This window comes from Thermochromatium tepidum ATCC 43061 (assembly GCF_009664085.1).
In the GTDB taxonomy this organism is placed as follows: Bacteria; Pseudomonadota; Gammaproteobacteria; order Chromatiales; family Chromatiaceae; genus Thermochromatium; species Thermochromatium tepidum.
In genome coordinates, this window is the sequence record NZ_CP039268.1 from 2319692 (window position 1) to 2335922 (window position 16231).

Consider the following 16231-nt stretch of genomic DNA (forward strand, 5'->3'; position numbering starts at 1 on the left):
CGCTTGGTCATCTGGATCAGGCCCCGCGTTCGGACACGGCTGCGCGCAACGCCTCCAGGAGGGCCGTCACGGCCTCGTGCTTCATCTTCCACGCGGCCTTGTTGACCACCAGACGGGAGCTGATGTCGGCGATGTGCTCCAAGGGCACTAGTCCATTGGCCTTGAGTGTGTTGCCGCTCTCGACCAGATCGACGATGAGATCGGCCAGCCCGACCAGGGGCGCCAGCTCCATCGAGCCATAAAGCTTGATGATCTCGACCTGCTGGCCCTTGGCGGCGAAATGGCGCTCGGCCGAGCGGACATACTTGGTGGCGACGCGCAGTCGGCGCGTACCGGGTTCGGGCATCCCGGGGCGACCTGCGACCATCAAACGACAGCGAGCGATCCCCAGGTCCAAGGGTTCATAGAGCCCATCCCCTCCATGTTCCAAGAGCACGTCCTTGCCGGCCACGCCCAGATCGGCGGCCCCATATTCGACATAGGTGGGGACATCGCTCGCGCGGATGATGACGAATTTCACGCGCGGGTTCGAGGTCTCCAGGATCAGCTTGCGGCTGGTCTCCGGATCATCGCGCGGCTCGATCCCGGCATGGGCCAGGAGCGGCAGCGCCTGATCGAAGATGCGGCCCTTGGAGAGCGCGATGGTCAATGGCACGTTGAGATTCATGGGGATGGGGTCCGGTCAGCCCTGGTGATGCGCCGGATATCGGCGCCCAGGGTCGAGAGCTTGACCTCCATGGTCTCATAGCCGCGATCCAGGTGATAGACACGATCCACCAGGGTCTGGCCGTGTGCGACCAGCCCGGCCAGCACCAATCCAGCCGAGGCGCGGAGATCCGTGGCCATCACGGGGGCTGCCGTGAGACGATCCACCCCATGACAGACGGCGACATGTCCGTCGATGCGGATGTCGGCCCCCATGCGCTGGAGCTCGGGGACATGCATGAAGCGGTTCTCGAAGATGGTCTCGGCCACAGTGCCCACGCCCTCGGCGATGGCGTTGAGTGCGCAGAACTGGGCCTGCATGTCGGTCGGAAAGGCCGGATAGGGCGCGGTATGGATATCGACCGCGCGCGGACGCCGCCTGCCCATGTCGAGCTCGATCCAGTCGGCACCCGTGGTCACCTCGGCCCCAGACTCGCGCAGCTTGTGGAGCACGGCATCGAGACAGTCGGGCCTGGTATCCCGGACCCGGACCCGCCCCCCGGTCATGGCCGCGCCGACCAGGAAGGTGCCGGTCTCGATGCGGTCAGGCATGATCCGATGCTCGCCGCCGCCAAGCTGCGTCACGCCCTGGATGCGGATGAGATCCGTCCCCGCGCCCTCGATCCGCGCACCCAGGGTGTTGAGGAACTCGGCCAGATCCACGACCTCGGGCTCGCGCGCGGCGTTTTCGATCAGGGTCTCGCCGGAGGCCAGGGCGGCGGCCATCATCAGGTTCTCCGTCGCGGTGACCGAGACCAGCTCCATGACGATCCGTGTCCCGCGCAACCGGCGGGCGCGCGCCTGGATATAACCGCCCTCGACCCCGATCTCGGCGCCCAGGGCACGCAGCCCCTCGAGGTGCAGATTGACTGGGCGCGCCCCGATGGCACAGCCGCCCGGAAGCGAGACATCGGCCTGGCCATAACGCGCGACCAGTGGTCCGAGCACCAGGATCGAGGCGCGCATGGTCTTGACCAGATCATAGGGCGCGATGAAGCTGGTCAACTCGGCGGGCTCGCTGTGGAGACGGTCGGCCCCATCCTGGGTCAGGCGTGCGCCCAAACGTCGCAGCAGATCGAGCATGGTCTGGATGTCGCGCAGACGCGGCACATTGGTGAGGGTCACTGGCCCCTCGGCCAGCAGGGTGGCGGCCAGGATCGGGAGCGCCGCATTCTTGGCGCCTGAGGCGCATACCTCGCCCTGCAAGGGGATGCCGCCGGTGATGAGGAGTTTGTCCATGTGAAACGATGGAGTTTAAAGACTATGAGGCAGCGCCCGGTTTCCGGACACTAGCGTTCAGTGTCCGGATTGACCAGTGGCTGAAGGCCGGCGGCTGGTGGCTTGAAACTGGCAACCGGCAGCACGGCATCCAGGTTCGAGACAGCCGCGAGTCGTTGCAGCGACTCGGGTAGATGGACATAGCTCAGACTCAGGCCGCCGGCGTGGGCCACCTCCAGCCACTCCAGCAGCAACGCGAGCCCGGCACTATTGGCGCGTTCGACCCCGGATAGATCAACCACCACTGACGTCCGACCCTCTGCGACTGCAGCGCGCAACCATGCCCTCCCCTCGCTGGCGAGCCGAGCCACGGCGGCGAAGTCGAGCACGCCGGATATTAAGAGGGTGCCTGCCTCCAGAGGGGTCAGTGTTGCCGACGGATTCATAGACCCTCCGCAAGGAAACCCGCGACTTGAGTCGCGGGAGGAATGGCGGGCGCGCGAAGTGCGCCATGTGGTGTATAATGCACCGCAAGTGTGGTCTCCGGGCGCACGCCGACTGCAACGCCAGTCGAAACCTGGCCCGGATTGGCAGTGGAGCCCCGCTGCCAAGGGCGGCTGTAAACACGCCCAATGTTGGGGATGCGGTCAACCATGTTTGCTGCGTCTTACAATAAAGCCTTCGACTTCAGTCGAGGGTTGTTTACTCCTCGCCCCGCTGGTTCAGCGTGCTGAGCCGAGCGATGAGTCCGTCGATGCCGTTCTGACGGATCTCGGCGGCGAAACTGCTGCGATAGTTGCCGACCAGACTGGCATTGTTGATGACCACGTCATAGACCTTCCAGCCGCTTCCACCGTTGTACATCCGGTACTCGACCGGGATGGGCGCTGCCCCGGGCTCGCGCACCTCGGTCGCGACAGTCACCATCGTGGGGCGGTTGCCCGGCTTGGACGGCAGATAGCGGATCTCCTGGCCCGAATAGCTCAGGAGCGAGCGCGCATAGGTTCGGATCAGCACCTGTTTGAAGCCATCGACCAGTTGGCGCTGTTGGTCCGGGGTGGCCTGACGCCAGTATTGACCCACCGCACCCTGGGTGATGCGCTCGAAGTCGAAGTGCGGCAGGACGATGGTCTCGACCAGCCCATAGATCAGCGCCGGGTTGTGCTCGATCTCGGCACGGCGCGCCTCAAGCGTGCCAAGCATGCGCTCGGCGGTACGCCGGACCAGCGCAGTCGCCTCGTCGTCCTCAGCCAGGAGTGACCCGCTCGAAACCAGCAATACCGGGACTAACACAAGGGATAGGAAATGACGTCGTTTTAGAAACATCAACCGCTCTCACCTGCTTTTTTGAAAAGGAACTGTCCGATCATCTGTTCGAGCACCAGGGCCGACTGGGTATTGACGATCTCGTCGCCATCCCGCAGGACCTCGGGACTTCCGCCCGGCTCCAGCCCGATGTACTGCTCGCCGAGCAATCCCGCGGTGAAGATATTGGCGAAGGTGTCGTCCGGGATTGAATCGACCGCCGGATCGATCCGCATCGACACCACGGCCTCGTAAGTGTGCTTGTCGAAGCGGATCGATTCGACACGCCCGATCCGCACCCCGGCCATGGTCACTGGGGCGCGCACCCTGAGGCTGCCGACATTGGCAAAGCGCGCCTGGAGCAGATAGCCTTCACCAGAGGCACTCAGGCTGAGATTGCTCACCCGCATCGCCAAGAAGAAGAGCGCAACCAGGCCCAGGGCCACGAAGGCCCCGACCATCAGCTCGATGTTGCGTCGTTTCGCCATCGTCTCAGTCTCCAAACATCAGCGCCGTCAAGACGAAGTCCAATCCCAGCACGACCAGTGCTGAGTGCACCACGGTGCGGGTGGTCGAGCGGCTCACGCCCTCGGCAGTCGGGATGGTGTCATAGCCCTGAAAGAGCGCGATCCAGGTCACGACCAGCCCGAAAACCAGACTCTTGACCACGCCGTTGGCCAGATCCGCGGTAAAATCGATCCGGGCCTGCATCTGGCTCCAATAGGCCCCCTCATCGACCCCGAGCAGACCCACGCCGACGAAATAGCCGCCCAGCACCCCGACGGCACTGAAGATGGCTGCCAGCAGCGGCATCGCCAGGACCCCGCCGAGGAAGCGGGGTACCAGGAGGCGGTGCACCGGATCGACCGCCATCATCTCCAAGGCGGCGAGCTGCTCGGTCGCCTTCATGAGCCCGATCTCGGCGGTGAGGGCCGAACCGGCGCGTCCGGCGACCAGCAGGGCCGTGACCACGGGGCCAAGCTCGCGCACCAGCGAGGCGGCGACCATGACCCCCAGGCTCTCGGCGGCACCGAATTGGGAGAGCACATAATACCCCTGCAATCCCAGCACCATGCCGACGAACAGCCCCGAGACCCCGACGATCGAGAGCGACAGAACCCCGATGTTGAACAGCTGATCGATGAGCAGACGCGGACGGCGCAGCACCTCGCCCAATCCAAGCAGGATCGCCAAGAGCAACAGATGGGCACGCCCGAGCCGCTCCAGGGCATCGAGCACGCCGCGACCGAGTCGCGCCACGGCCTCGAGCATCAGCCCCTCCCCCCGAACAGATCCTCGGCCAGGGGGGGCGCTGGATAATGAAAGCGCACTGGACCATCGGGCAAACCGTCCAAGAACTGACGCACCCAGGGCGAACGATCGTTCGCCAGCGCGTCCGGCGTGCCCTGGGCCACGACCCGCCCCTCGAAGATCAGATAAAGATGATCGGCGATGCGGGCCGTCTCGCGCACATCGTGCGAGACCAGGATGCTGGTCAGGCCCGAGGCATCGTTGAGCTGGCGGATGAGCGCCATCAGCATCCCCATCGAGATCGGATCCTGACCGGTAAAGGGCTCGTCGTAGAGGATCATCATGGGATCGAGTGCGATCGCGCGCGCCAAGGCGACCCGACGCGCCATGCCCCCGGACAGCTCGTTCGGCATCAGGTCGCGCGCCCCGCGCAATCCCACGGCCTCGAGCTTGAGGAGGACCAGTTTGCGCACCAGCGAGTCGCTGAGCTTGGTGTGCTCGCGCAGCGGATAGGCGACATTGTCGAAGACGCTCAGATCGGTCAAGAGCGCGCCGGATTGAAACAGCATCCCCATGCGCCGACGCAGCCGGTAGAGCCCATCCCGACCAAGCCGGCCCACATCCTCTCCTGCGACCCGGATGGTCCCAGCCTCTGGATGCAATTGACCGGTGATGAGCTGAAGCAGCGTGGTCTTGCCGGTCCCGCTCGGGCCCATCACCGCCGTCACCATACCGCGACGGATGTCGAGATCGAGATCCTCGAAGATGACGCGCTCGCCGCGGCGAAAACAGAGGCCACGGATCTCGACGAGCACGTCCGGACCTGGCGCCTCATCCACCCTCAGAGGTTGCGCCTCATCCATCTCAGGATCCGACTCGACTCCTTGACCAGCCATTTGAAAACGTGCATCGACTCAAAGCGGCTGATTCTCGTCTTCCGGGCGATGGGGCGTCAAGCCGATTCAATCCTGGAGCTGGTGCGGATCCGCCCCAGGATTCAATATTAGGGAAACGCCGATTTATTCCATTCGTGGCCAAATCCTTTCTTGTAACCCATTGATTTATTAGGAGCGGCTTTAGCCGCGATTTAGAGTCTAGAAGACCCCAGCGGAATTGGTGGCCCGAACGGGAGTGTCCGAACACAAGGGTCTGACCGATCTGCACCTGGATGCGATGGCTGGAGTGGCGCTAAGGCCTCTGGTGTGGCGGGCCTGACGTCTGATCCAGGGCTCAGACGTGTTATTGTTTGCGCCGAATGTTGCTCCAGACAGCGGATCGATCGACATGACTGAACGACGACGACTCGGCACGACGCCAGCTGTGCTCTCACCGAGTGAGGCCGAGCAGATCGCGCGCCTCGGACGTGCCGTGATCGAGACCGAGGCCGAGGCCGTAGCCGCCCTGGCTGCACGCATCGACTCGGTCTTCGTCCGCGCCTGTGCCCAGATGCTCGCCTGCGACGGGCGGATCGTGGTGCTCGGCATGGGCAAGTCCGGCCACATCGGCGGCAAGATCGCCGCCACCCTGGCCAGCACCGGGACCCCAGCCTTCTTCGTCCATCCCGGCGAGGCCAGCCATGGCGATCTGGGTATGATCACGCCGCGCGACGTGGTACTGGCCATCTCCTACTCGGGCGAGACCCAGGAGCTGTTGACCCTCTTGCCCATCCTCAAACGGCTTGGCGTCCCCCTGATCGCCATGACCGGGCGATGTGAATCGACCCTGGCGCGCGCCGCCGATATCCATCTCGACATCAGCGTCGCCACAGAGGCCTGTCCGCTCGGTCTGGCACCGACATCCAGCACCACGGCGGCCCTGGCCATGGGTGATGCCCTGGCCATCGCGCTCCTGGAGAGCCGAGGGTTCACTGCCGAGGACTTCGCCCGCTCCCACCCAGGCGGACAGCTTGGGCGACGGCTGCTGCTCCATGTCGATGACATCATGCACCGGGATGAGCGCCTGCCCCGGGTCGAGCTCGGCACCCCCTTGCTCAAGGCCCTGGAAGAGATGTCGCGCAAGGGGCTCGGGATGACAGCCGTCCTGGACCAAGGGGGTGCCCTGGTCGGCATCTTCACCGACGGCGACCTGCGCCGTGCGCTCGATCGCGGCATTGACGTCCATCACACATCCATCGACACCGTCATGACCCGTCAGTGCACCACCATCCAATCGGGTGCGCTGGCCGTCGAGGCGGTGCAGCTCATGGAGTCGCGTGCCATCAATGGTTTGCTGGTGGTCGATGCCGAGGGACGGCTGATCGGGGCACTCAATATGCATGACCTGCTGCGGGCTGGAGTCGTCTGAGCCTTGACCCAATGAACTCGTATTGACCCCAGCGCGCGAAGCGGCTACAAGGCAAGCCTCCCACCCTGGACGCAGGCATCACGACCATGACAGAGCTTCGAGAACGCGCCTCTCGCATCCGGTTGGTCATCTTCGACGTCGATGGCGTACTCACCGACGGCAGCCTCTATCTCGGCGACGATGGCCAGGAATACAAGGCATTCAATGCGCGCGACGGTCACGGCATGGTCCTGCTTCAGGAGTCCGGGGTCCACCTGGCCGTGATCACGGGGCGCACCTCCAATGTGGTCCGGATGCGCATGGAGAGCCTCGGTGTCTCCGACATCTTCCAGGGCTATCGCCACAAACTCCCAGCCTACGAACAGATCAAACAGCGTCACGGGCTCAGCGACGACCAGATCGCCTATGTCGGCGATGACGTCATCGACCTGCCGGTAATGCGCCGGGTAGGATTGGCGATCGCGGTCGCGGATGCCGATCCCCGTGTGCGCGAGCTGGCCCACTGGCGCACCACGGCGCCCGGCGGACGCGGTGCGGCGCGCGAGGTCTGCGAGCTCATCCTCGACGCCCAAGGCCGGCTCGCCCCCTTGCTGGCCTCCTACGCATGATCCAATTCGCCGAGCGTCGGTCTGGGGCGCGTCGCCCATGGCTGCTTGGGGCCGGCTTCGCGCTCTTGGGACTCGCGGCCTGGTGGCAGTGGCGCTCGCTGCACGAGGACGATGCGGTGCGCCCGCCGCGCGAGCGACGCCCGGACGCTATCGTCCAGCAGCTCTCGGCCCTGGAGACCGACGCCACAGGCCGCCCGAGCCGGCGTCTGAGCGCCAAGCAACTGCGCCATTATGCCGACGAGGATCTCTCTGAACTCGACGAGCCGCACCTGGTGCTCTATCGCCCCGACGGACCGCCCTGGTTTGCCCGAGCACGCCGGGGCCAGGTGCGGGCCGGCGGTGATCAGGTGCATCTGATCGGGGACGTGCATCTCGATCGTGAAGGGGATGCCACAGGGCGAGCGCTCCATCTGCGGACCGAAGCCATGGTCATCTGGCGCCAGACCGGGCTGGCCGAGACCGATCGTCCGGTAACCATCGACAGCGACGGCGACTCGATCACCGCCAAGGGTATGAAGCTCTGGTATCTGGAAGACAACTCGCGCGTCAGCCTCCAAGGTCGTGCCCACATCCGGCTCTCACCCCAACCCGAACACCGTTCGGCACCATGAGACGTCCCATGTCCTCCAGCTTTTCCAAGTGGCTGCCGCTACTCGGCCTTCTGGTCGGTCTTGGTCTGGGCGCAAACGCCTGGTCGCTCGAAACCGACAGCAAACAGCCGATCTATATCGAGGCCGATGAGGTCGAGGTCCGCGAGTCCGACAACACCAGCATCTATGTCGGTCAGGTCCAGGTCGAACAGGGCAGCATGCAGCTGCGCGCCGACCATGTCACTGTCTATCATCGCGAGGACCGCCGCCCGCGTCTGATCATCGCCCTCGGCACGCCGGCCAGCTACAAACAATTGCTCGACGACGATCAGGGCGAGGTCCGGGCGTTTGCCAAGCGCATGGAATACGACGCTGACAAGGACGAGCTGGTGCTGATCGGTGAGGGTCTGCTGATCCAGGGCGAGGACCGTCTCACGGGGGAGCGCATCCTCTACGACCGGGCCAGGGCCCGTTTCCGTGCCGGCGGCGCAGGTCGGGTCAAGATCACCATCACCCCGGATGCCTCATGAGCGGTCTGAGCGCCGAACACCTGATGAAGCGCTACGGCAGTCGTCAGGTGCTCCAGGATGTCAGTGTCAAGGTCGAGCCGGGTAAGGTCGTGGGCCTGCTCGGGCCGAACGGCGCCGGCAAGACGACCTGCTTTTATCTGATCGTCGGTCTGATCCATGCCGACCAGGGTCGCATCCTGCTCGACGGGCGCGACCTTACCCGGCTGCCCATGCACGCCCGGGCGCGCGCCGGTCTGAGTTACCTACCCCAGGAACCCTCGGTCTTTCGCAAGCTGACTGCCCGCGAGAATATCCTGGCCATCCTCGAGACGCGGCGCGATCTCAAGCGCGCCGAACGCGAGGAACGCGGTGAGCGTCTGCTCGAGGACCTGGGCATCGCCCATGTGGCCGACTCGCTCGCCCTCAGCCTCTCGGGTGGCGAGCGCCGCCGGCTGGAGATCGCCCGCGCCCTGGCGGTTGAACCCAGGGTGATGCTGCTCGACGAGCCCTTCGCTGGTATCGATCCGATCGCCGTCGGCGACATCAAATCCATCGTCACCCATCTGCGTGATCGCTCCATCGGGGTACTCATCACCGATCACAATGTGCGCGAGACGCTCGCCATCTGCGACCATGGCTACATCATCGGCAGCGGCACCGTGATCGCCGCCGGCGAACCGGCCGAGTTGTTGGCCAACCAGCGGGTGCGCGATGTCTATCTAGGTGCCGATTTTTCCATGTAGACTAGACTCAGATTACGGACACCCCATGATGGCTTAAACAGCAATAGACAGACCACAGTTCGGACGCCAACTCGATCGATGAAGCCATCCCTTCAGCTTCGACTCAATCAGCAACTCACGATGACGCCCCAGTTGCAGCAAGCGATCAAACTGCTGCAGCTGTCAACGCTCGAGTTGCAGCGCGAGATCCAGGAGGCGCTCGAAAGCAATCTGATGCTTGAAGAAGGCGAGGAATCCGAACCGCTCGAGGCGGAGTCACTGGAAGATTCCCCTCTGACCCAGCTCGAAGATGATCCCTTCGGTTCTAGCGCATCCGAGTCCGAGTGGCTCCTGGAACGCGAGGTACAAGCCGAGTCGTATGAGATACCGGAGGAGCTGCCGGTCGATACCCAATGGACCGACGTCTTCGACAGCTACCTGCCGCCAACGGCCCACGGCATGAGGGATGACACAGACCAGGACCCACTGTCGAACCGCTCACGTCCGCAGACGCTCTGGGATCATTTGATCTGGCAGCTGAATCTCAGCCGTTTGAGCGAGCGCGATTTCATGATCGCCCAGGCCGTGGTCGACGCCATCGATGCCAACGGCTATCTGCGCGCCGATGTCGATGAACTGGTGGCCACACTCGCCGATCCCACGATCGGCGCCGATGAAGTCGAGACCCAGATCCATCGCGTCCAGTCACTCGACCCAGCTGGCGTCGGGGCGCGCAATCCGCGCGAGTGCCTGTTGATCCAGCTGCGCCAGCTGTCGCCCGAAACGCCCTGGCGCAACCTGGCCATCGCCGTGTGCGAGGCCGGATTCGAACATCTGCCGCGCGGCGACGTCACGGCCCTCTCACGCCTGCTCAAGGCGCCCGAGGACGACCTGACCCAGGCGCTCGATCTCATCCGCCGGCTCAACCCGAAGCCGGGCCGCTTGCTCGCAGAGACGCCCTCGGAGTACGTTGTACCCGACATCTTTGTGCGTAAGAAGGATGGCCGCTGGCAGGTCGAGTTGAACCCTGACATCACCCCCAGACTCAGGGTCAACGCCGACTATGCGCGCCTGGTACGCCGCGCCGACCAGAGCAGCGATGGCCAGACGCTCAAGAGTCACCTCCAGGAGGCGCGCTGGTTCATCAAAAGCCTGGCAAGCCGCAACGAAACTGTACTGCGCGTGGGCGCCAAGATCGTGGAGATGCAGCAGGACTTCCTCGAATACGGCGAAGTGGGGATGCGGCCCATGGTGCTGCGCGACATCGCCGAGGCCCTGAATCTGCACGAGTCGACCATTTCACGGGTGACCACGCAAAAATACATGCATACACCCCGAGGCACATTCGAGCTCAAGTATTTCTTCTCGTCCCACGTCAATACCACCTCTGGCGGCGAGTGCTCGTCGACGGCGATCCGCGCCCTGATCCGCAAGCTGATCGCGGGAGAATCCCCGCGCAGACCTCTCAGCGACAACAAGATCGCTGAGGAACTGGCAAGACAGGGCATCGACGTCGCACGCCTCACAGTCGCCAAATACCGTGAGGCTATGGGTATCCCGGCCTCGAGTGAGCGCAAACGCCTGGCTTAAACAGGCTGTTTGATTCTTTATCAAGGAGTTTAATGATGCAAATCAATCTGACGGGTCATCACATCGACGTCACCGATGCGCTGAAGTCCTATGTCGACAGCAAATTCGAGCGTCTGGCACGCCACTTCGACCACGTCATCAACGCCCATGTCGTCCTGAGCGTCGAAAAGCTCGAGCAGAAGGCCGAGGCCACACTCCATGTCAATGGCGGCAAGGTCTTCGCCGACTCTGTGCACGAGGACATGTATGCGGCCATCGACAGCCTGGTCGACAAGCTCGATCGCCAGGTCATCCGCTACAAGGAGAAGAAGAGCAGTCACCGCGGCGGAGCCGTCAAGACGGCCGAAGCGGAATGAGATCGGCCTCTCCAGTACCTTGGAAGCCGTGTCTTCCGAGGTGATGGAGGCAACACCCATCACACCTCGGTGGCCGGTGCCGCCGGCGCCTGAGGTGTCTTTACATCGAGAACACGACAGAGCGATCAGGCACCAAGTGCGCCCGTCCGCCCGAGGTACCCCAATCTATGACCAGCATCGAATGCCAGCAGCATCCTGGTTGGATCAGCCATTACCCCCGACCACCTGCGGGCGCGTCGGCGGTCAACAGGAGTTGGAGCCATGTTCGGCCCTGACCTGATCAACGAAGCCCGTATCGGATGCGGTCTCGAGATCGCCAGCAAGAAGCGTCTGCTCGAGACCCTCGCCGAACTCCTGGCCAGGGATCATCCCAGGCTCCAGCCCGAGACCGTCTTCGAGCATCTGCTCGAGCGTGAGCGCCTGGGCAGTACCGGACTCGGCCATGGCATCGCCCTGCCCCATGCGCGCATGAAGGACGTCGGCGAGGCGATCGGTGCCTTCGTGCAAACCGTCCGGGGCGTCGATTACGACGCGGCAGATGGCGAGCCGGTCGATCTGGCCTTCGCGCTGCTTGTGCCCGAGTTGGCCAACGAGGAGCATCTGCGGCTTTTGGCACACCTAGCCAGCCTGTTTAGCGACCCGAACGTGCGCGCTCGACTGCGTGAAGCCACCTCGCCTGCCGAGATCCTGCACGTCCTGAGCGCCTTCTAGACCCATGCGACCCGCCCGATTCGCATGATCGACAGCCTCCAGAGCGTCGTCATCCAGACCGGCGCCCAGCTCAAGCTGCGCTGGCTGACCCCAGAACCCCAGACCCCTCGTCCGTTGCGCGGGGTGGACCCAGAGCAGTCGCTGATCGGCTCGCTCAACCTCATCCACCCCAATCGACTCCAGGTCGTCGGCCCCCCCGAACAACGTTACCTGGCGGCACTTGGACGCACCGCCCACGACGAGGCGCTCGACAAGCTCTTCGCCGACCGGCCCGCCGCCGTGATCTTCAGCGATGGACTGGAACCGGGGGCCGATTTCTGCGAGCGCGCCCGCTCAACCCAGACCCCCCTGCTCGGGTCGCTGCTCGGCGATCAGGAACTCATCAACCATCTGCGCTATTTCCTCACCCAGGCCCTGGCCGAGCGCAAGACCATCCACGGCGTCTTCATCGAGGTGCTTGGGATGGGCGTGCTCCTGATCGGCGCGCCGGCCGTCGGCAAGAGCGAGCTCGCGCTCGATCTCATTACCCGCGGCCATCGGCTCATCGCCGACGATGCACCGCGTTTCGCCCGCATCGCCCCTGAAGTGATCGAGGGGAGCTGTCCGGAGACGCTTAGAGATTTCCTGGAGGTACGCGGTCTAGGGATCCTCAACATCCGCGCCATGTTCGGCGAGGGCGCAGTCCTACGTAACAAGACGCTCAACCTCGTCATCGATCTCCAGCCGCTGGCCCAAACCGAACTCGAGTGCATCGACAGGCTCACCGGCAGTCTATCGGCCATGAATGTGCTGGGCGTGGCCATCCCCAAGATCGTCATGCCGGTCGCCCCGGGTCGCAACCTGGCGATCCTGGTGGAGGCGGCCGTCAGACATCAGATCCTGCGCATCCGCGGCTATGATGCCGGCGTGGACTTCATCGACCGCCAGGCGCGCGCCATTCATCTGGACCGACCCGATCCACCCGTCGCCCGCGACTGATCCTATGCCAAATCGCTCGACAGGAGACCCGCCCATGCAGCTGATCATCCTCAGCGGTCTGTCCGGTTCCGGTAAGAGCATTGCGCTCCACACGCTGGAGGACATGGGCTTCTACTGCATCGACAATCTGCCCTTTTTCCTGCTCCAGGATCTGGTGTTCGGGTTGCGCGAGACGCTCGACGAGTCCTTCGGCAAGACGGCGGTCGGCATCGACGCGCGCGGCAATCTCGCGGCACTGCGCCAACTTCCTGAACTGGTGCGCGTCGCCCGCGAGCGCGGGATCGACTGCCGTGTGCTCTTTCTGGAGACCGCGCTGGAGATCCTGATCCAGCGCTATAGCGAGACCCGCCGTCGTCATCCACTCACCAATGGCGACCGCCCGCTCCGCGAGGCCATCCAGCTTGAACAGGAATTCCTGCAGCCGGTGCGTCGGCACGCCGACCTGGTGCTCGACACCACCAGAACCAATATGCATGAGCTGCGCGACCTGGTACGTGGCTGGCTGCTGAGCGGAGAGTCGCCCCGGATCTCGATCCTGCTCCAGTCCTTCGGCTTCAAGCATGGCGTGCCGCCCGACGTCGACTTCGTGCTCGATGTGCGCTGTCTGCCCAATCCGCACTGGGAGGCCGAGCTCAGGATGCTCACCGGGCTGGATCCCAGGGTGGCGCGCTTTATCGAATCCAGCCCCCAGGCGCTGGAGATGCGCGCCGATATCCTCGCCTTCTTCGAGCGCTGGGTTCCCCGATTCGAGACCGACGGGCGCAGCTATCTGACCATCGCCATCGGCTGCACCGGTGGTCAGCATCGTTCGGTCTACATGACCGAATGGCTCGGCGAGCACCTGAAGTCACTCGGTCATAGGGTCATCGTCCGTCATCGGGAGCTGGCGTGAGCGTCGGTATCCTGCTCCTTACCCATCGTCCCCTCGGGGAGGATCTGTTGCGTATCGCCAGCGAGATCCTCGGCCGGGTGCCGGACGGGATCGCCTGCTGTGAGGTCGTCAACGACACCCCACCCGATGAGATCCTCGACCGTTGCCGGTGTCTGGCCGAGACCCTTGACCAGGGCGAGGGCTTACTGGTGCTAACCGATCTCTATGGTGCCACACCGGCCAATGTCGCACGTGCGTTCGCCGACTCGCGCGCCCAGGTGCGTGTGGTCAGCGGTCTGAACCTGCCCATGCTGCTGCGCACCCTCAATTATGCCGCGCTCGATCTCGACCATCTGGCCGAAAAGGCCCTCAGCGGCGGTCGCGACGGTGTGCGCCGTGGCAACTGAGTCCGGCTTGATCCGCAGGCCACCTGGTCGATTCCAACGCATCCAAAGGCAGTTTGGGTACTAATCTTAAAGATCAGAAGGATCACAACTAGATGATTCGCCGAGAACTCGAGATCCGCAACAAGCTCGGGCTGCACGCGCGGGCCTCGGCCAAGCTGGTGCAATGCGCCAATCGCTTCGAGAGCGAGATCATGCTCGAGCGCTGCGGCCAAAGCGTCAACGGCAAGAGCATCATGGGGATCATGATGCTGGCTGCCAGTCAGGGCAGCAGGATCACGGTCGAGATCACAGGCAGGGACGAAGAGGAGGCCATAGCCGCTATCGAGCAACTCATACTGGACCGCTTCGGAGAACCAGAGTGACCCTCGCCTTCCAGGGTATCGGGATCGGCGCGTCGAATGCGATCGCGCTGGGTCCGGCCTTCATCGACATCAAAGGACAAAGGATCTTGACCCAAACGCCGATCCGCGCCGACGAGATCCAGGACGAGATCGCTCGCTTCGATCTGGCGGTCGAGGCGGCACGCCGCGCGCTCAAACGGGTGCATGCCCAGATCCCGCCGGACACACCGATTGAAATCGTCGAATTCATCGACACCCATCTGCTCATGCTCGAGGACACGGCGCTCATCGACGGCGTGCGCCATCTCGTGGCCGAGCAGCTATGCACCGCCGAATGGGCGCTGCAACGCCAGCGCGACATCCTAATCGCGGTCTTCGATCGCATGGATGACCCCTATTTGCGCACACGCCGCGACGATATCGAGCATGTCGTGCGCCAGATCCAGAGCTTTCTGCGCGGCGAGTCGAACGAACCGAATCTGGCGCAGCAGGATCTGGCCGGCCATGTCGTGGTGGCGCGCGACCTCATGCCCGCCGACGCCATCCTGCTGCATCATCGCGGCGCCGTGGCCTTCGTGACCGAGTACGGCGGACCCATGTCGCATACCGCGATCCTGGCGCGCAGTCTCGGCGTACCTGCGGTCATGGGGCTACACGACATCAGCCGCTATCTGCGCCCCGGGGAACTGCTGATCGTTGACAGCGCCAGCGGCACCGTCATCGCCAACGCCGACGCGCAACTCATCGCCGACTACCGTCGGCGCCTCAGCGCGATCCAGGCACGTCAGGGTCGCCTGCGCGCCCTCGTCAGCCGCCCGACCCGCACGCGCGACGGCGTCGAGATCCGGCTCCAGGCCAATCTGGAGCTGGCCGAGGACGTCGAGCTAGCCAAGATCAATGGCGCGCATGGTGTCGGACTCTATCGCACCGAATTCCTCTATATGAACCGCAGCGACCTGCCGGACGAAGAGGAACACCTGGCCGACTATAGCGCCATGTTGGCCGCGCTCGACGGACGTCCCCTCACCATACGCACACTCGATCTTGGGGTCGACAAGCACTGCGAGGCCCTGGCCCGCCCCGGCTCGAACGTCAGCAATCCCGCACTGGGGCTGCGCGCCATCCGGCTCTGTCTGAAGGAGCCCGAACTCTTTCGGCCCCAGGTGCGCGCCATCCTGCGTGCCTCGGCGCTCGGCCCGGTGCGGCTGATGCTGCCGTTGGTGACCAGCGTCCACGAGCTCGACCGTGCCCTGGCCATCATCGCCGAACTCAAGCGTCAGCTCGACCGCGATGGACTGGCCTATGACGATGCCATGCCGGTCGGCGCCATGATCGAGGTGCCGTCTGCCGCGCTCACCGCACGTGCCATTGCGCGCCGGATGGATTTTCTCTCGATCGGTACCAATGATCTGATCCAATACACCCTGGCCACCGACCGCCTGGACGACGCGGTCAACGATCTCTTCGACCCGGCGCATCCGGCCATCCTGCGTCTGATCCAGCTCACCATCGAGGCCGGACGCGCGCTCAACGTCCCGGTCGGGATGTGCGGTGAGATGGCCGGCGATCCGCGCTTCACGCGCCTCCTGCTCGGCATGGGGCTGCGTGAGTTCAGCATGCAGCCCGGCGCCCTGCTCGACATCAAGGAGATCCTGCTCGACTCGGATGTCGGCGCCCTGGCCAGGCGCGCCGAGCGACTCTTTGCCCAGATCGATGAGTTAGACTCCAGTGATCTGCTCTCGGCCTTCGAGTCGGTCTGAATGCC

At 64.1% G+C, this 16231-nt stretch carries 20 protein-coding genes; 13 read left to right on the plus strand and 7 right to left on the minus strand.

Translation table 11 applies throughout. The features are described 5' to 3' along the window. Window positions 1-16: 16 nt before the first annotated feature. The 7 genes from hisG to E6P07_RS10695 all read right to left on the minus strand — a co-directional run bounded on the left by hisG (window position 17) and on the right by E6P07_RS10695 (window position 5342). Entirely contained in the window at window positions 17-667 is a 651-nt protein-coding gene (hisG, locus tag E6P07_RS10665) for an ATP phosphoribosyltransferase (protein WP_153975585.1), read from the minus strand. Further along, window positions 664-1944 carry a UDP-N-acetylglucosamine 1-carboxyvinyltransferase gene (murA, locus tag E6P07_RS10670; RefSeq protein ID WP_153975586.1) on the minus strand — a complete coding sequence of 427 codons (1281 nt, stop codon included), beginning with the start codon at window positions 1942-1944 and terminating at the stop codon, window positions 664-666. Before murA ends, hisG begins: the two co-directional genes overlap by 4 nt. A gap of 50 nt (window positions 1945-1994) precedes the next feature. Continuing rightward, a complete protein-coding gene (locus E6P07_RS10675) occupies window positions 1995-2369 on the minus strand; it encodes an STAS domain-containing protein (protein WP_153975587.1) in 375 nt (124 codons plus the stop codon). A gap of 256 nt (window positions 2370-2625) precedes the next feature. Next, window positions 2626-3249 (minus strand): MlaC/ttg2D family ABC transporter substrate-binding protein, encoded by a 624-nt coding sequence (locus E6P07_RS10680; RefSeq protein WP_153975588.1) that lies wholly within the window; start codon window positions 3247-3249, stop codon window positions 2626-2628. Beyond that, complete coding sequence (mlaD, locus tag E6P07_RS10685; RefSeq protein WP_153975589.1) at window positions 3249-3716, minus strand: outer membrane lipid asymmetry maintenance protein MlaD; 468 nt, start codon at window positions 3714-3716, stop codon at window positions 3249-3251. Before mlaD ends, E6P07_RS10680 begins: the two co-directional genes overlap by 1 nt. A gap of 4 nt (window positions 3717-3720) precedes the next feature. After that, complete coding sequence (mlaE, locus tag E6P07_RS10690) at window positions 3721-4500, minus strand: lipid asymmetry maintenance ABC transporter permease subunit MlaE (RefSeq protein ID WP_211363109.1); 780 nt, start codon at window positions 4498-4500, stop codon at window positions 3721-3723. Beyond that, window positions 4500-5342: an ABC transporter ATP-binding protein gene (locus E6P07_RS10695; protein WP_246173005.1), complete on the minus strand. Its 843-nt coding sequence runs from the start codon at window positions 5340-5342 to the stop codon at window positions 4500-4502. Before E6P07_RS10695 ends, mlaE begins: the two co-directional genes overlap by 1 nt. Window positions 5343-5763: 421 nt before the next feature. On the opposite strand from E6P07_RS10695, the gene E6P07_RS10700 reads away from it, so the two are divergent. The 13 genes from E6P07_RS10700 (at window position 5764) to ptsP (ending at window position 16226) form a co-directional block, all read left to right on the plus strand. Continuing rightward, entirely contained in the window at window positions 5764-6783 is a 1020-nt protein-coding gene (locus E6P07_RS10700; protein ID WP_153975592.1) for a KpsF/GutQ family sugar-phosphate isomerase, read from the plus strand. An 86-nt stretch (window positions 6784-6869) separates the two neighbouring features. Beyond that, the gene (kdsC, locus tag E6P07_RS10705; protein WP_153975593.1) at window positions 6870-7391 is read left to right on the plus strand and encodes a 3-deoxy-manno-octulosonate-8-phosphatase KdsC; all 522 of its coding nucleotides are present in this window, start codon (window positions 6870-6872) and stop codon (window positions 7389-7391) included. Beyond that, complete coding sequence (lptC, locus tag E6P07_RS10710; RefSeq protein ID WP_153975594.1) at window positions 7388-8002, plus strand: LPS export ABC transporter periplasmic protein LptC; 615 nt, start codon at window positions 7388-7390, stop codon at window positions 8000-8002. Before kdsC ends, lptC begins: the two co-directional genes overlap by 4 nt. 8 nt (window positions 8003-8010) lie before the next feature. Continuing rightward, a complete protein-coding gene (gene lptA / locus E6P07_RS10715) occupies window positions 8011-8511 on the plus strand; it encodes a lipopolysaccharide transport periplasmic protein LptA (RefSeq protein ID WP_153975595.1) in 501 nt (166 codons plus the stop codon). Beyond that, window positions 8508-9233: an LPS export ABC transporter ATP-binding protein gene (gene lptB / locus E6P07_RS10720; RefSeq protein WP_153975596.1), complete on the plus strand. Its 726-nt coding sequence runs from the start codon at window positions 8508-8510 to the stop codon at window positions 9231-9233. Before lptA ends, lptB begins: the two co-directional genes overlap by 4 nt. 78 nt (window positions 9234-9311) lie before the next feature. After that, window positions 9312-10802, plus strand: a complete 1491-nt coding sequence (locus E6P07_RS10725; RefSeq protein ID WP_153975597.1) for an RNA polymerase factor sigma-54 — start codon at window positions 9312-9314, stop codon at window positions 10800-10802. A 35-nt stretch (window positions 10803-10837) separates the two neighbouring features. Beyond that, window positions 10838-11158 carry a ribosome hibernation-promoting factor, HPF/YfiA family gene (gene hpf, locus E6P07_RS10730; protein ID WP_153975598.1) on the plus strand — a complete coding sequence of 107 codons (321 nt, stop codon included), beginning with the start codon at window positions 10838-10840 and terminating at the stop codon, window positions 11156-11158. Between the two features lie 261 nt (window positions 11159-11419). Further along, complete coding sequence (locus E6P07_RS10735) at window positions 11420-11869, plus strand: PTS sugar transporter subunit IIA (protein ID WP_153975599.1); 450 nt, start codon at window positions 11420-11422, stop codon at window positions 11867-11869. A 24-nt stretch (window positions 11870-11893) separates the two neighbouring features. Continuing rightward, window positions 11894-12847 (plus strand): HPr(Ser) kinase/phosphatase, encoded by a 954-nt coding sequence (gene hprK, locus E6P07_RS10740; RefSeq protein ID WP_153975600.1) that lies wholly within the window; start codon window positions 11894-11896, stop codon window positions 12845-12847. Between the two features lie 34 nt (window positions 12848-12881). Further along, window positions 12882-13739, plus strand: a complete 858-nt coding sequence (rapZ, locus tag E6P07_RS10745) for an RNase adapter RapZ (RefSeq protein WP_153975601.1) — start codon at window positions 12882-12884, stop codon at window positions 13737-13739. Continuing rightward, a complete protein-coding gene (locus E6P07_RS10750; protein ID WP_153975602.1) occupies window positions 13736-14125 on the plus strand; it encodes a PTS sugar transporter subunit IIA in 390 nt (129 codons plus the stop codon). Before rapZ ends, E6P07_RS10750 begins: the two co-directional genes overlap by 4 nt. 92 nt (window positions 14126-14217) lie before the next feature. Further along, window positions 14218-14487: an HPr family phosphocarrier protein gene (locus E6P07_RS10755; protein WP_153975603.1), complete on the plus strand. Its 270-nt coding sequence runs from the start codon at window positions 14218-14220 to the stop codon at window positions 14485-14487. Then, window positions 14484-16226, plus strand: a complete 1743-nt coding sequence (gene ptsP, locus E6P07_RS10760; RefSeq protein ID WP_153975604.1) for a phosphoenolpyruvate--protein phosphotransferase — start codon at window positions 14484-14486, stop codon at window positions 16224-16226. The genes E6P07_RS10755 and ptsP overlap by 4 nt, the downstream gene beginning before the upstream one ends. Window positions 16227-16231: the final 5 nt, after the last annotated feature.

Coding starts and splice junctions, on each gene's coding strand:
- E6P07_RS10735 (WP_153975599.1), top strand. CDS start 11,420: ATGTTCGGCCCTGACCTGATCAACGAAGCCCGTATCGGATGCGGTCTC.
- hprK (WP_153975600.1), top strand. CDS start 11,894: ATGATCGACAGCCTCCAGAGCGTCGTCATCCAGACCGGCGCCCAGCTC.
- lptC (WP_153975594.1), top strand. CDS start 7,388: ATGATCCAATTCGCCGAGCGTCGGTCTGGGGCGCGTCGCCCATGGCTG.
- hisG (WP_153975585.1), bottom strand. CDS start 667: ATGAATCTCAACGTGCCATTGACCATCGCGCTCTCCAAGGGCCGCATC.
- kdsC (WP_153975593.1), top strand. CDS start 6,870: ATGACAGAGCTTCGAGAACGCGCCTCTCGCATCCGGTTGGTCATCTTC.
- lptB (WP_153975596.1), top strand. CDS start 8,508: ATGAGCGGTCTGAGCGCCGAACACCTGATGAAGCGCTACGGCAGTCGT.
- murA (WP_153975586.1), bottom strand. CDS start 1,944: ATGGACAAACTCCTCATCACCGGCGGCATCCCCTTGCAGGGCGAGGTA.
- E6P07_RS10725 (WP_153975597.1), top strand. CDS start 9,312: ATGAAGCCATCCCTTCAGCTTCGACTCAATCAGCAACTCACGATGACG.
- E6P07_RS10700 (WP_153975592.1), top strand. CDS start 5,764: ATGACTGAACGACGACGACTCGGCACGACGCCAGCTGTGCTCTCACCG.
- hpf (WP_153975598.1), top strand. CDS start 10,838: ATGCAAATCAATCTGACGGGTCATCACATCGACGTCACCGATGCGCTG.
- mlaD (WP_153975589.1), bottom strand. CDS start 3,716: ATGGCGAAACGACGCAACATCGAGCTGATGGTCGGGGCCTTCGTGGCC.
- lptA (WP_153975595.1), top strand. CDS start 8,011: ATGTCCTCCAGCTTTTCCAAGTGGCTGCCGCTACTCGGCCTTCTGGTC.
- E6P07_RS10755 (WP_153975603.1), top strand. CDS start 14,218: ATGATTCGCCGAGAACTCGAGATCCGCAACAAGCTCGGGCTGCACGCG.
- rapZ (WP_153975601.1), top strand. CDS start 12,882: ATGCAGCTGATCATCCTCAGCGGTCTGTCCGGTTCCGGTAAGAGCATT.
- E6P07_RS10680 (WP_153975588.1), bottom strand. CDS start 3,249: ATGTTTCTAAAACGACGTCATTTCCTATCCCTTGTGTTAGTCCCGGTA.
- mlaE (WP_211363109.1), bottom strand. CDS start 4,500: ATGCTCGAGGCCGTGGCGCGACTCGGTCGCGGCGTGCTCGATGCCCTG.
- E6P07_RS10675 (WP_153975587.1), bottom strand. CDS start 2,369: ATGAATCCGTCGGCAACACTGACCCCTCTGGAGGCAGGCACCCTCTTA.
- E6P07_RS10695 (WP_246173005.1), bottom strand. CDS start 5,342: ATGGATGAGGCGCAACCTCTGAGGGTGGATGAGGCGCCAGGTCCGGAC.